At 41.9% G+C, this 13049-nt stretch carries 12 protein-coding genes, 1 riboswitch and 1 other annotated feature; all 12 genes read right to left on the reverse strand.

The genetic code is table 11. The annotated features are described in order from the left end of the window. Positions 1 to 41: 41 nt before the first annotated feature. Positions 42 to 256: a binding site (T-box leader), on the reverse strand. 57 nt (positions 257 to 313) lie between these two features. Then, positions 314 to 1774 carry a glutamate--tRNA ligase gene (gltX, locus tag CSV61_RS05150; RefSeq protein WP_083034274.1) on the reverse strand — a complete coding sequence of 487 codons (1461 nt, stop codon included), beginning with the start codon at positions 1772 to 1774 and terminating at the stop codon, positions 314 to 316. Positions 1775 to 1857: 83 nt separating this feature from the next. After that, the gene (gene ispF / locus CSV61_RS05155; RefSeq protein WP_083034275.1) at positions 1858 to 2337 is read right to left on the reverse strand and encodes a 2-C-methyl-D-erythritol 2,4-cyclodiphosphate synthase; all 480 of its coding nucleotides are present in this window, start codon (positions 2335 to 2337) and stop codon (positions 1858 to 1860) included. A gap of 13 nt (positions 2338 to 2350) precedes the next feature. Then, entirely contained in the window at positions 2351 to 3031 is a 681-nt protein-coding gene (ispD, locus tag CSV61_RS05160) for a 2-C-methyl-D-erythritol 4-phosphate cytidylyltransferase (protein ID WP_099638316.1), read from the reverse strand. Positions 3032 to 3057: 26 nt separating this feature from the next. Next, positions 3058 to 4146 carry a PIN/TRAM domain-containing protein gene (locus CSV61_RS05165; RefSeq protein ID WP_083034277.1) on the reverse strand — a complete coding sequence of 363 codons (1089 nt, stop codon included), beginning with the start codon at positions 4144 to 4146 and terminating at the stop codon, positions 3058 to 3060. A gap of 163 nt (positions 4147 to 4309) precedes the next feature. Next, on the reverse strand, positions 4310 to 5680 hold the full coding sequence (gene radA, locus CSV61_RS05170) for a DNA repair protein RadA (RefSeq protein WP_083034278.1): 1371 nt from the start codon (positions 5678 to 5680) through the stop codon (positions 4310 to 4312). Between the two features lie 89 nt (positions 5681 to 5769). Beyond that, entirely contained in the window at positions 5770 to 8217 is a 2448-nt protein-coding gene (locus tag CSV61_RS05175; protein WP_083035978.1) for an ATP-dependent Clp protease ATP-binding subunit, read from the reverse strand. Between the two features lie 184 nt (positions 8218 to 8401). Further along, positions 8402 to 9490, reverse strand: coding sequence for a protein-arginine kinase McsB (gene mcsB, locus CSV61_RS05180; RefSeq protein WP_099638317.1), 1089 nt, complete (start codon positions 9488 to 9490; stop codon positions 8402 to 8404). Beyond that, the gene (locus CSV61_RS05185; protein ID WP_083034280.1) at positions 9480 to 10031 is read right to left on the reverse strand and encodes a UvrB/UvrC motif-containing protein; all 552 of its coding nucleotides are present in this window, start codon (positions 10029 to 10031) and stop codon (positions 9480 to 9482) included. Before CSV61_RS05185 ends, mcsB begins: the two co-directional genes overlap by 11 nt. Positions 10032 to 10042: 11 nt before the next feature. Continuing rightward, on the reverse strand, positions 10043 to 10513 hold the full coding sequence (locus tag CSV61_RS05190; protein WP_083034281.1) for a CtsR family transcriptional regulator: 471 nt from the start codon (positions 10511 to 10513) through the stop codon (positions 10043 to 10045). Between the two features lie 325 nt (positions 10514 to 10838). After that, on the reverse strand, positions 10839 to 11840 hold the full coding sequence (gene bioB / locus CSV61_RS05195) for a biotin synthase BioB (RefSeq protein WP_099638318.1): 1002 nt from the start codon (positions 11838 to 11840) through the stop codon (positions 10839 to 10841). Further along, positions 11840 to 12439 carry a biotin transporter BioY gene (locus tag CSV61_RS05200; protein ID WP_083034283.1) on the reverse strand — a complete coding sequence of 200 codons (600 nt, stop codon included), beginning with the start codon at positions 12437 to 12439 and terminating at the stop codon, positions 11840 to 11842. The genes bioB and CSV61_RS05200 overlap by 1 nt, the downstream gene beginning before the upstream one ends. 130 nt (positions 12440 to 12569) lie before the next feature. After that, positions 12570 to 12767 carry a hypothetical protein gene (locus tag CSV61_RS05205; protein ID WP_083034284.1) on the reverse strand — a complete coding sequence of 66 codons (198 nt, stop codon included), beginning with the start codon at positions 12765 to 12767 and terminating at the stop codon, positions 12570 to 12572. A 164-nt stretch (positions 12768 to 12931) separates the two neighbouring features. After that, a riboswitch (SAM riboswitch) is annotated at positions 12932 to 13043 on the forward strand. Positions 13044 to 13049: the final 6 nt, after the last annotated feature.

Consider the following 13049-nt stretch of genomic DNA (forward strand, 5'->3'; position numbering starts at 1 on the left):
TAATTTCTTAAGATAAAAAAAGCGCCCCTGTCACGTATGATGACAGAGACGCATTAAATGCGTGGTTCCACTCCGCTTGAGGACATAATTGTCCCCCGCTTAATGTCTTTAACGCAGACTGTACGTATGGCCTACTACTAGTTTCGGCTCATCGCTCAAAGGTGCATTTCGATAGTGAACGACTCAGGTCATTTCCAGCCTAGATGACCCTCTCTATAGAGTATCCACTACGTACTTTCCTTTTCGACGCTTTCTATATGACAATGGTATATTAAGTTCATTTTACAGAAACTCATCGAAATGTCAATATTGTTTATTTTGCGAATCTTCCAACGCGTTGGAGGATTTTCTCTTTACCAATAAGTGCAATGGCATCCGGTAGTTCAGGTCCTGATGTCTGACCAGTCGCCACGACACGCACAGGCATGAATAAATTCTTCCCTTTATGTCCTGTTTCTTTTTGAACTGCTTTAATTGCCGATTTGATAGACGGTGCATCGAATGTTTCCAATTCTTCTAGTTGCTTCTTAAGTGACGTCATCACTTCAGGCACTTGTTCGCTCGCCAAAATTTCAGATGCTGTTTCATCATATTCCAATGTGTCATGGAAGAACTGGGCGGATAACTCGACGATTTCAGCACCAAAGCTCAACTGGCCGTGGTATAGCGCGATCAAATCGTGAACCCACGTTTGTTCCTCAGCAGACATATTTTCTGAAACCAATCCTGCCGCTTGTAGATGTGGCAATGTTAACTCAATTACTTCTTCCAAGGACAATTTTTTTATATATTGGTTATTCATCCACGTCAGCTTATCCGTATCGAACATGGAAGGAGATTTTGACAATCTAGATTCATCGAATTGTTCTACGAGTTCGTCATGTGAGAAAATCTCTTCTTCTCCGACAGGGGACCAACCAAGCAAGGAGAAGAAATTAAACATCGCTTCAGGCAAATAGCCTAACTCTTTATATTGTGCAATGAATTGAATAATTGACTCATCACGTTTTGAAAGCTTTTTACGTTCCTCATTGACGATCAGCGTCATATGACCAAACCGTGGATGATCCCAACCAAATACGTCAAATACCATTAGTTGTTTTGGTGTATTCGTCAGATGCTCTTCTCCACGGAAAACATGAGAGATCTTCATCAAGTGATCGTCGACTACTACTGCGAAGTTATACGTAGGAATTCCATTCGTCTTAACCATAACCCAGTCACCGATGTCCTTTGATTCAAACGTTACTTCACCGCGCACGAGATCATCAATCGTATACGTAGTATTTTCAGGAACACGCATACGGATATTGTATGACTTCCCGGCAGCTTCATTTTCCGCTACTTGTTCTGCTGTTAAATGACGACAAGTACCATCATACATAGGTGCTGCGATTCCCGCTTCTTTCTGTGCGTCACGCTTTGCTTCTAGCTCTTCAGGTGTACAGAAACATTTGTAGGCATGTCCATTTTCAAGCATTTCGTCTGCATATTTCTTATACAAATCCAGACGTTCCATTTGGCGGTATGGGCCGTATTCTCCACCGACATCAATGGATTCATCATGATGGATACCGAGCCACGTCAAGTTTTCAAGTTGTGAAAGTTCACCACTCTCAACATTTCGCGCTATATCTGTATCTTCAATACGAACAATAAACTTTCCGCCATAGTGACGAGCGAATAAATAGTTGAATAACGCGGTTCGCGCGCCGCCAATATGTAGTTGGCCTGTTGGACTCGGTGCATAACGCACACGTACTTCTTGTGTCATAATATTTACCTCTCCGTTTCGTATTGATTACGTTCTTATATAATTTCCTATCTATTTTAGCATTCTAAGGGACGTTTTGAAAGTTACTGGTTTTTCATCAGTAAAATCGTTGCCATGGCTGCGATTCCTTCTTCACGCCCTGGGAAGCCTAGACGTTCCGTAGTCGTAGCTTTCACATTCACTTGCGACAGATCCGCTTCGAGCAATTCCGCCACGCGCTCACGAATATCTCCAATGTACGGTGCCATTTTTGGACGTTGCGCAATAATTGTACAATCAATATTACCTAAACGGTAGCCTTCTTCTTTCACCATCGCCCATACAGTTTCCAATAAAACAGCAGAGTCAGCGTCTTTAAACGCGTCATCCGTGTCAGGGAAATGTGTACCAATATCCACTTTACCAATTGCACCAAGTGCAGCGTCTGTTACTGTATGCAATAGCACATCCGCATCGGAGTGACCTATCAATCCTTTTGAGTGCGGAATGGTAATACCACCGATAATGAGTGGTCTACCTTCTTCAAATGCATGCACATCAAAACCTTGTCCAATTCGAAACATGTAATTATTCCTCCTACTTTCTTCTAGCCAATAAGATTTCACCTATAGCAAGATCTTCTTGGGTCGTCATCTTTACATTATCATACGAGCTTTCCACCACTTGGACTTTGTAGCCAAGACGTTCCACTAACATGGATTCATCCGTGCCAAGGAAACCTTCTGCAATAGCCGACTCCGATGCTTCTTTCAGCAATTCGTATTGAAATGCCTGAGGCGTTTGGACGAGCCACAGCTTTTCACGATCCAAGGTTTCTTTTACAGTACCATCTACCGCGTACTTAATCGTATCCTTCGCCTTAACTGCCGCTATAGCTGCACCTTTTTCATTAGCAGTACGCACCAGTTCCGTAATGATGGATGAATTCAAAAAAGGTCTAGCTGCGTCATGGACGAGAACAATACCTTTCCCTTTGTAAGCAGAGATACAAGCCGCAACACTGTTTTGACGCTCACCACCACCCTTTACAAATGTAATAGGTTTCACGTGTTGATACTGTTTGAGAATCTCTTCAATTGCAACTTGCTCTTCCGGCTTCACAGCCATAATGACTTCTTCACAATTAGGGTCTTCTTGAAACACACTGACTGTATGATACAAAATTGAATGCTCTCCAATTTTCAGAAAGAGCTTATTTTGTCCAGCCCCCATTCGTTTACCGCTTCCTGCAGCAGGAATCATCACTGTATATTTCACGTTTGTCACTCTGCTTTCTATGCTGGTTATCGACCTTTTGGTTTAGCAAAAATCATTCGTCCTGCAGATGTTTGCAATACACTCGTGACTACGACGTCAATAGCATCTCCGATATGAGACCGACCATCTTCAATGACGATCATAGTGCCATCATCTAAATATGCGACGCCTTGATTATGCTCTTTACCATCTTTGATTACGACTACATGCATTTCTTCACCCGGAATGACTACTGGTTTTACTGCGTTAGCGAGATCATTTATATTCAATACCGCAACACCATGCAAATCCGAGACTTTATTTAAGTTAAAATCATTGGTTACAACCAATCCATCCATTTTCTTCGCCAGTTTAACTAACTTTAAATCCACTTCGGCTACATTCAGAATATCTTCGTCCGTAATGAGCACTTGAGGACCATCATCATTTTGCAAACGCTTTAGAATATCTAAGCCACGTCTACCTTTTGTTCGCTTCAACGTATCGGATGAATCGGCTATATGCTGTAGTTCAGTCAGTACAAACTGAGGCACCACTAAAATTCCCTGTAAAAATCCTGTCGCCACTATATCTGCAATACGTCCATCGATAATGACACTTGTATCCAGTAATTTATATACGTCTTTTTGTGGTGGAGCGACAACAGGTTCTGTCGATTCTTTCTTTTTTGCTGTTGTCATGCGTAAATTAGAAAATGCATTAATAAACTCTTCCCACTTTTTAAAACCTACTTGGAAACCTAAATAGCCGAGAAGAATAGACAATAAGACAGGAACAACAGAAGACACTACTGGAAAACCAATTGCGCTTAGTCCGAAACTGAATAAAAAGGCTACGATTAACCCTACGACTAATCCGATCGTACCGAATAATAAATCCATGATCGGCGCTTTTAGAAGTCTTTCTTCAATCCATTTAATAAAATTCACAATCGGTTCAGTTAAAAATAAGCTTAATAAAAATAGAATGATAGCTCCTATAATTGCCTCTACATAAGGATTTTCTATGATAGGGCGTGATGTAAACTCAAACATAGCGAATAAGTACGGTAAAAATAAAACACCGAGAGTTCCTCCGATTAATAAGAATGAAACTTGGACCACTCTTTTCAACATATTCTTCCACCTCCTTTTCCTTCCTAATAGTATACAACGAATTGCAGTTAGCCGCTTAGGTTAAGTGAGGAATTTCTGAAAATTCCTCACTCCCCCTACTAGGACTATCTAAATAGCGGGAAAGTTTCTTACCTTTCTACTTATCCCGCCATATAAATAGACATTATCTGAAGGCCATTCCTAACGCTTCTGTGATCGTCTCAACGCCCACCACTTCGATCCCGTCTGGAATATCCCAACCGCCCAAATTAGATGATGGAATAATGATGCGGTCAAAGCCAAGCTTTGCCGCTTCTGTAACGCGTTGTTCTATTCTAGATACCCGTCTAACCTCACCTGTTAACCCTACTTCACCAACAAAACAATCGCGCGCGCCTACAGCCGTGTCGCGATAACTAGAAACAATACTTAGCAAGACTGCTAAATCAATGGCCGGCTCATCTAACTTAACACCGCCTGCAACCTTAATATACGCATCTTGTGTCTGCAATAGCATCCCAGCACGTTTTTCCAATACCGCCATTAATAGCTGTACACGGTTTTGATCCAATCCGGTCGCCATACGCTTCGGATAATTGAAACTTGATGCTGTCATCAATGCTTGAATTTCAACAAGTATAGGCCGTGTGCCCTCCATGGAAGCGACAATAGTAGAGCCTGCTCCACCTTGCGATCGCTCACGCAAGAACATTTCAGATGGATTTAAAACTTCCTTTAATCCAGCCTGCAACATTTCAAAGATTGCAATTTCATTGGTAGAACCAAAGCGGTTTTTAACGCTACGTAAAATGCGGTACGTATGGTGACGTTCTCCTTCAAAATACAGAACCGTATCCACCATATGCTCAAGTAGTCGCGGTCCTGCAATCTGTCCCTCTTTTGTTACGTGACCTACAAGGAATATGGCAATGTTTTGCGTTTTCGCTATACGCATTAGTTCTGCTGTACATTCACGAACTTGCGATACACTTCCTGGCGCTGATGATACTTCAGGATGATGAACAGTCTGAATGGAGTCCACAACCACAAATTTCGGTTTCACTTCATCCACAGTTTCATTAATCATCGCAAGATCAGTTTCGGCATAAATATATAACTCATCTGACTTCACGCCTAATCGTTCTGCACGTAACTTAGTTTGTTTAATCGATTCTTCTCCAGAAATATATAGTACACGCTGTTGTTGATTCGCAAGTAACGATGAGACTTGTAGCAACAATGTAGACTTCCCGATACCTGGATCGCCACCAATTAATATGAGCGATCCCGGAACAATCCCACCACCGAGTACGCGGTTTAATTCCTCTAATTCCGTTTTAACCCGTGGCTCTTCAGCCATTTCTACCTGACTAATAGGCAAAGCTTTATGCTTCACTCTGTCACCATGCTGAAATGCAGCACGCGGTCCTTTTTGCACAATCTCTACTTCTTCATCCATCGTGTTCCATTCCCCACAACCAGGACAACGTCCCATCCACTTAGCGGACTCATATCCACAAGAACGGCACATGAACTTTGACTTTCGCTTAGCCATACACTCTCTCCTTATTTGAAAATACGAAAAGGACAGCCCGCTACGCTTTTTAAAAACTAAGCGAGCGAGCTATCCGGATTATCCTATTATTATTTTTCAGTTGCTACAGTTTGTTTCTCCGTACGTACAACGAACTTGTCATCTTCTACATCTACAATTACTTTTCCACCCATTAGAACTTTACCTTCTAATAACTCTTCGGATAAACGATCTTCTACGTGTTTTTGCAACGCACGACGTAGTGGACGAGCTCCGTACTCCGGATCATATCCTTCATCGGTGATTTTGTCTTTAGCCGACTCCGTCAACACTAACTCGATATCTTGTTCAGCCAAACGCTTAGCTAGCTCTTCACTCATCAAGCTGACAATTTCACGTAATTGTTCTTTCTCTAACGAATGGAAGACGATCATGTCGTCCACACGGTTTAAGAACTCCGGTCGGAATGCTTTCTTCAATTCCGCAAGCATTTTTTCCTTCATGTCATCGTAATCGGATTCGCCGTCTTGAATATTAAAGCCGACATAGCGGTTTTTCTTCAATTCAGTCGCTCCAACGTTCGATGTCATAATAATTACTGTGTTACGGAAATCAACTGTGCGGCCTTTAGAATCTGTTAAGCGTCCGTCTTCTAATACTTGCAGTAAGATATTGAAAACATCTGGATGCGCTTTTTCAATTTCATCTAGCAATACAACTGAGTACGGCTTACGGCGAACTTTCTCCGTTAACTGACCGCCTTCATCGTATCCTACATAACCTGGAGGTGATCCGACCAAACGAGATGTAGAATGCTTCTCCATGTATTCGGACATATCAATACGAATCATCGCATCTTCATCGCCGAACATCACTTCTGCTAATGCACGACCCAGTTCAGTTTTACCTACACCAGTTGGGCCTAAGAAAATGAATGAACCAATTGGACGTTTAGGATCTTTCAATCCTGCACGCGCTCGACGGATAGCTTTCGAAATAGATAACACAGCTTCTTTTTGACCAATGACACGCTGATGCAAAATTTCTTCCATGTTCAGTAATTTAGCAGACTCTGTTTCCGCAATCTTGTCAACAGGAACTCCTGTCCACATTGCTACGACTGACGCGATATCATTCACTGTCACTTCGGACTCAGTCTGTCCTTGTTTTTCCTTCCAAGCTGCTTTCGTTGTTTCCAATTCCTCTTTCATTTTCTGCTCTTTATCACGATAAGAAGCGGCTTTTTCAAACTCTTGGCTTTGAACAGCTGCATTCTTTTCAGAGCGGATTGCTTCAAGTTTCACTTCAAGCTCTTTCAAATTAGGTGGAGTTGTATACGAACGCAAGCGCACTTTGGATCCAGCTTCGTCAATCAAGTCGATCGCTTTGTCTGGTAAGAAACGGTCTGAAATGTAGCGGTCGGACATTTTCGCTGCTGCTTCGACTGCTTCATCCGTAATCTTCACGCGATGATGCGCTTCATAACGATCGCGCAAGCCTTTAATAATCTGGATTGTTTCATCTACAGAAGGCTCATCAACTTGGATCGGTTGGAAACGCCGTTCAAGCGCTGCATCTTTTTCAATATATTTACGGTATTCATCAAGTGTTGTAGCACCGATACATTGTAGTTCACCACGTGCAAGAGACGGCTTCAAGATATTAGATGCATCAATAGCACCTTCCGCTCCGCCTGCACCGATTAACGTATGCAATTCATCGATGAACAAGATAATATTGCCCGCTTGACGGATCTCTTCCATTACCTTCTTCATTCTATCTTCGAACTCGCCGCGATATTTTGTACCTGCGACGACTGTACCCATGTCTAGCGTCATAACACGCTTGTCACGCAAGATCTCAGGCACTTCGTTACTTACGACTTGCTGTGCCAAACCTTCTGCAATCGCTGTTTTACCTACACCCGGTTCCCCGATCAATACTGGGTTGTTTTTCGTACGACGTGCCAAGACTTCGATAACACGTGTAATTTCTTTACTTCGTCCAATTACTGGATCCAGCGTGCCTTCACGTGCGATTTCAGTTAAATCACGCGCTAAGCCATCCAATGTTGGTGTTGCCGCTGATGTAGAATTCGCTGGGTTGCCAACAGAACTTTCATCATTGCCAAGCAACTGAAGTACTTGCTGGCGAGCTTTGTTCAAGCTAACGCCTGCATTATTCAGAACCCGTGCAGCTACGCCTTCTCCTTCTCGAATCAATGCCAACAAAATATGCTCTGTACCGATATAAGAATGTCCTAACTTACGAGACTCATCAACAGATAATTCGATCACGCGTTTTGCACGAGGAGTATAATGAACGATCGGACCCACATCTTTAGAACCTACACCTACTAGAATTTCTACTTCTCGTTCAATAGTATCTGCATTCACACTTATTGCTTCAAGAGCTTTTGCTGCGATGCCGCCACCTTCTCGAATCAAACCAAGCAGAATATGCTCAGTACCAATAGATTCATGCTTTAAACGAATAGCCTCTTCTTGAGCCAATTGCAAAACTTTTTGTGCACGTTGTGTAAATCGATTAAACATCATATTCATTCCCCTCTTCCTTCTTCAGTGGACTATATTCTATGTTATGCAAAATAACACATCAATGCTTTGTTTCATATAACTATATATATTCATGTCAGTTCGCGATACAACCTAATCCGCATATTGACTTTGACTATCTTTGATTAATTATAAATGCTATAAGACTTTCTTGCAAAAGCTTTGCTCATAACGAATCATTATCTTTTTCTGGTGCGGCAGATCGCTCTATTCCTAGACGATCCCGGAATAATTGTGCACGAAGGATATCTCGTTCATCAGATGTTAATTCTTCTTTCGCATATTGTTGCAGAAAACCTGGTTGCATGAAAATCATCAATTCATTCAAAATTGTCATATCAATATTTTCAATGATACCTAAATCTATACCCAAACGGACGTCAGACAAACATTTTGCCGCTTCGGCTGACGGCAAGATTCGCGAATGGGTCAGTGTACCGAGTGACCTGAATAATCTATTTTCCAAGTGAACTTCCGACTTAGCCAATAATAATTCACGTGACTTCTTTTCGTGTGCAATCAGGCGTTTTGAAATACTCTCTAAATCTTTCAAGATTTCCTCTTCTGATTTGCCGAGTGTGATTTGATTAGAAATCTGATAAATGTTACCTAGCGCTTCACTGCCCTCTCCATAACTTCCACGCACGACCATTCCAAGTCTGGATATCGCAGGTATTATTCTTTCGATTTGCTTCGTGATAGTTAGTGCCGGTAAATGCATCATGACTGACGCGCGCATTCCCGTACCGGTGTTGGATGGACAACTTGTCAAATAGCCAAATGTTTCATCGAAAGCATAGTTCAAATTCACTTCAAGTTCGCTATCTACTTGATCAGCCTGTTCATATGCCTGATCTATTTGAAAGCCTGGATAAATACATTGAATGCGAATATGGTCTTCTTCATTCACCATAATACTAATCGTTTCGTCTTCTGACAGCAAAACGGATCCGTGTTTTTTAGGATTGATCAACTGTGGACTGACTAAATGCTTCTCAACTAAAATTTGCCGTTCAAGCGGTGATAAATCTTCCATTGTAATACTCGTAAAGTGATCATCCTGCATCGTCTCGACCGCTTGGTTCAATGCCTTGCTTACGTCGTTTGCATCTTCTTGCGTGGCACTTATAGGGAATGGATAATCCTGTAAGTTGCGAGCTAGTCTGATTCTTGTGGACAAGACGATGTCAGCATGCTCACCTTCCGCCACCATCCAACCTGTCAGTTCCTGTTTGATGAATTTTTCAAATGACATGTTGATCATCACCTCCATCGGACAGTTGCTGTTTCACTTGGTTGGCCTCATCACGTAAAGTTGCCGCTTCCTCAAAACGTTCGTTTTCTACAGCTTCCTGCATTTTCGTACGGATATCTTCAAGCTTCCTCTTTAAAGCAAAACGTTCATTAAGTGATACGGGGATCTTTCCACGGTGTTGGGTATGCCCATTATGCAGTTTGGCAAACACTCTTGGCAGCTGCCCCTTGAATGTTTCATAACATACCGCACAACCAAACTTCCCGATATCGAGGAAACGATGGAAGGTCAACCCGCAGCTCGGACACTTCGGACCATCCGGTAATCTTTCATCAGCTTTTTGTTCCGGAAATAACTCTGAACCACCCAACCAATGTGCTAAAAATTGTTGTATTGATAACGGTTCTTGATCCGGACTGAAAGAAAATGTTTGTGAGTAAAATGCACATTTATCACATAAATGACGCTCTATTACATCATTTGATGTTTCTTGTTTAAACACTACAGTAGCTGGTCGTTCTTTGCAGTTTTCACAAAGCATTGAAATTCACCTCATTCTATCTCTTCATAAATTAATGTAACTAACATAGCGCGAAGAATACGCGAACGTAACGCATCCCGCTCAGGTAACATATAACGCAAAGTAGCCCGGCCTACTGCAGCAAGCATCAGTTTAGCTTCACGTTCTGTAATGACTTCTTCTTCAATTAAACGGATAATGACATCTTCCGCCATAGTAGATGATGCTTCATTCTCTAAAATTTCTAACGCCTGTTCAAGTAAGTCTTTGCGGGAGTTGGTACGCACCCTGTAAATCCGAATGTAGCCTCCGCCTCCTCGCTTAGACTCAACAGCATAGCCTCTCTCGACGGTAAACCGAGTTTTGATCACGTAATTAATCTGTGATGGTACGCATTGGAACTTTTCGGCAATCTCATTTCGTTTGATTTCAATAGAAGCGCTATCTTCCTCTTCTATAATCGACTTCAAATATCCTTCTATAATGTCAGAAATGTTACGCATCTCGTCACCTCTTTTCGCTCGCTCATCTAGTTGACTTTGACTATCTTTGACTTGATTGTATCGCAGAAATTAGGCGGGATGCAATTCATTTGTTTGTATGTATACCTTATTATGTTAAAAGGAAACCTATTGCTAGGTTGTCACATCAGGCTATTAATTATTCAATTAGTCATCAGACAAAAAATAAGATGAATGCTTTCTACTTACCGTCAACCATCGCCATCTTCCTGAATAGAATACTGAATGAATAACAAAAGACTGAAGAACAGATCCTTATAGCGGATTGTCTTCAGTCACTGTCTACAACTATTGATTCGTTTTTTATTTATATAGTAATAGGTTCTTTGCGCAACGGCTCGAGGTCGACTACGAAGCCCATGTCTTCAAGCATTTTTTGATCTTGATCGTTTTCTTGACCGGCTGTTGTGAGGTAGTCACCGATGAAGATGGAATTTGCGGCGTAAAGGCCTAATGGTTGCAGGCTTCTTAGGTTCACTTCACGTCCACCTGAGATGCGGATCTCTTTGCTAGGATTGATGTAGCGGAATAAACACAAAACTTTTAGACAGTAGCGTGGGTCTAGTTCTGATGTTCCTTCTAATGGCGTTCCATCAACTGCATGTAGGAAATTTACAGGTATGGAGTCTGCGTCCAGTTCGCGTAGGCTACGCGCCATAGAGATAATGTCTTGCTTTGTTTCCCGCATACCGACGATGACGCCTGAACAAGGAGATATGCCCGCTTCTTTGGCAAGTCCTACAGTGTGTACACGATCGTCATATGTATGGGATGTGGTTATACTTTCGTGATGTTCTGCAGATGTGTTTATGTTGTGATTGTAACGATCTACTCCTGCCTCTTTCAAACGAGTTGCTTGTCCTGGCTTTAAAATTCCTAGGCAAGCACATACCGTCATTCCTTTGTGCTTTTCTTTAATTTGCTTAACAGAGTCAATGACTATGTCTAGTTCACTGTCACGCGGCCCCCGTCCACTTGCGACGATGCAATAGGTGCCTGCTTTATTGGCAGCCGCACGCTCCGCACCTTCAAGTATCTCTTCTGATTTCATCATCGCGTACTTTTCGACAGGTGCTTTTGAAATGATGGACTGGGCGCAATAACCACAGTTCTCCGGACATAGTCCTGATTTCGTATTAATGATCATATTCAACTTTACTTTATTTCCGAAGTAATGCGATCGAATCGAGTACGTCGCGTGTAGCAATAATAGCAAATCTTCATCTGGGCTGTTTAATATAGCGAGTGATTCCTCGTCAGTTAACACATGTCCTTCCAGTACTTTAGTGGCCAGTTGTTGGTAATACATTATAGTGCACGCCTCACTTTCAAGTGTTTGGATATTCTGAACGCAAATATGCCTGACAGCACGGCTAAAATTAGATCTTTCGGCAGTGGGGGCATCATCCATAGCCATGCGATCTTATAAGTAAATACGTCGGGTGCAGCCGCCCACATCTTGTACGCAAAATACATCCAACTTGTACCTAGTATGTAGTTGATTGCTGTGGCGACTAGCGCTGCGGTAATAAAAGCAGGTAGGGTCTGATTTCGCTCCACAATCTTTCCCGCTACATAGGCAATTAGGATGAAAGTAAGAATAAAGCCAAACGTCGGACTTAAAATTTGACCGAAGCCGCCTGAAAACTTAGCGAAAACCGGTGCGCCTGCTAGTCCTATTAACATATATACTGTCATAGATAATGCACCTAGACGACTACCCAGTAATAGTCCTGATAAGATGGCGAAAAACGTTTGCAAAGTGATCGGTACACCACCAACTACTAAAAACGGCACGAAGGATGTAATATTCGCTCCAATCATCATTAAAGATGCAAACATCCCGCTGTATACAATAGTTAAGGCACTGAATCTACTTACCGGTCGTCTCTCTGTTGCTGTTGCCATTATGTCACCTCTTTTTATATTAGTTACCTTAAAAATATTAATGGTTAACACACCGTATGTCAACACTATTTATTTTTAAGTTAACTAATAAAAATGAATAAAAAAAAGACTGCAGCGCAACGCTGACAGCCTATTTTTTCTCATCAATCTGTTCTTCTTTTTCTTTACGAAATAAAACGCTTGAGAGTAAACCACTAAATATAGCAGCTGCGATTGTAATGTACACACGCATATCATAAGCAACTTCTTCATAACTGTTACCTAACATAATCCAAGCAAGTGTACCTACAAGAACAGCGATCGGAAATGAGTATTTAAAGAATCGCATAGTTCCTCACCTTTTCGAGTTGTTTCTTTGATTTTAGCATATATGCCGCAATTTCTCTACGCTCTAACTCTGCACACGGAACTTCACCAAACATTCACTTGACGATATCCAACAAAGCGGCTATGATGTGGTTAGAATAATCAAAATAATTGAATAAGAAACAAATCTTATCAAGAGAAGCTAAGGGACTGGCCCGTCGACGCTTCAGCAACCAGCCATTTAGGCAAGGTGCTACTTCCAGCAGTCTGTCAAATTGACACTCTGAAAAGATGAGAGGGAACT

This window comes from Sporosarcina sp. P3 (assembly GCF_002743415.1).
In the GTDB taxonomy this organism is placed as follows: Bacteria; Bacillota; Bacilli; order Bacillales_A; family Planococcaceae; genus Sporosarcina; species Sporosarcina ureae_A.

Coding starts and splice junctions, on each gene's coding strand:
- gltX (WP_083034274.1), bottom strand. CDS start 1,774: ATGACACAAGAAGTACGTGTGCGTTATGCACCGAGTCCAACAGGCCAA.
- ispF (WP_083034275.1), bottom strand. CDS start 2,337: ATGTTTCGAATTGGACAAGGTTTTGATGTGCATGCATTTGAAGAAGGT.
- CSV61_RS05165 (WP_083034277.1), bottom strand. CDS start 4,146: ATGTTGAAAAGAGTGGTCCAAGTTTCATTCTTATTAATCGGAGGAACT.
- radA (WP_083034278.1), bottom strand. CDS start 5,680: ATGGCTAAGCGAAAGTCAAAGTTCATGTGCCGTTCTTGTGGATATGAG.
- CSV61_RS05175 (WP_083035978.1), bottom strand. CDS start 8,217: ATGATGTTTAATCGATTTACACAACGTGCACAAAAAGTTTTGCAATTG.
- mcsB (WP_099638317.1), bottom strand. CDS start 9,490: ATGTCATTTGAAAAATTCATCAAACAGGAACTGACAGGTTGGATGGTG.
- CSV61_RS05185 (WP_083034280.1), bottom strand. CDS start 10,031: ATGCTTTGTGAAAACTGCAAAGAACGACCAGCTACTGTAGTGTTTAAA.
- CSV61_RS05190 (WP_083034281.1), bottom strand. CDS start 10,513: ATGCGTAACATTTCTGACATTATAGAAGGATATTTGAAGTCGATTATA.
- bioB (WP_099638318.1), bottom strand. CDS start 11,840: ATGTATTACCAACAACTGGCCACTAAAGTACTGGAAGGACATGTGTTA.
- CSV61_RS05200 (WP_083034283.1), bottom strand. CDS start 12,439: ATGGCAACAGCAACAGAGAGACGACCGGTAAGTAGATTCAGTGCCTTA.
- CSV61_RS05205 (WP_083034284.1), bottom strand. CDS start 12,767: ATGCGATTCTTTAAATACTCATTTCCGATCGCTGTTCTTGTAGGTACA.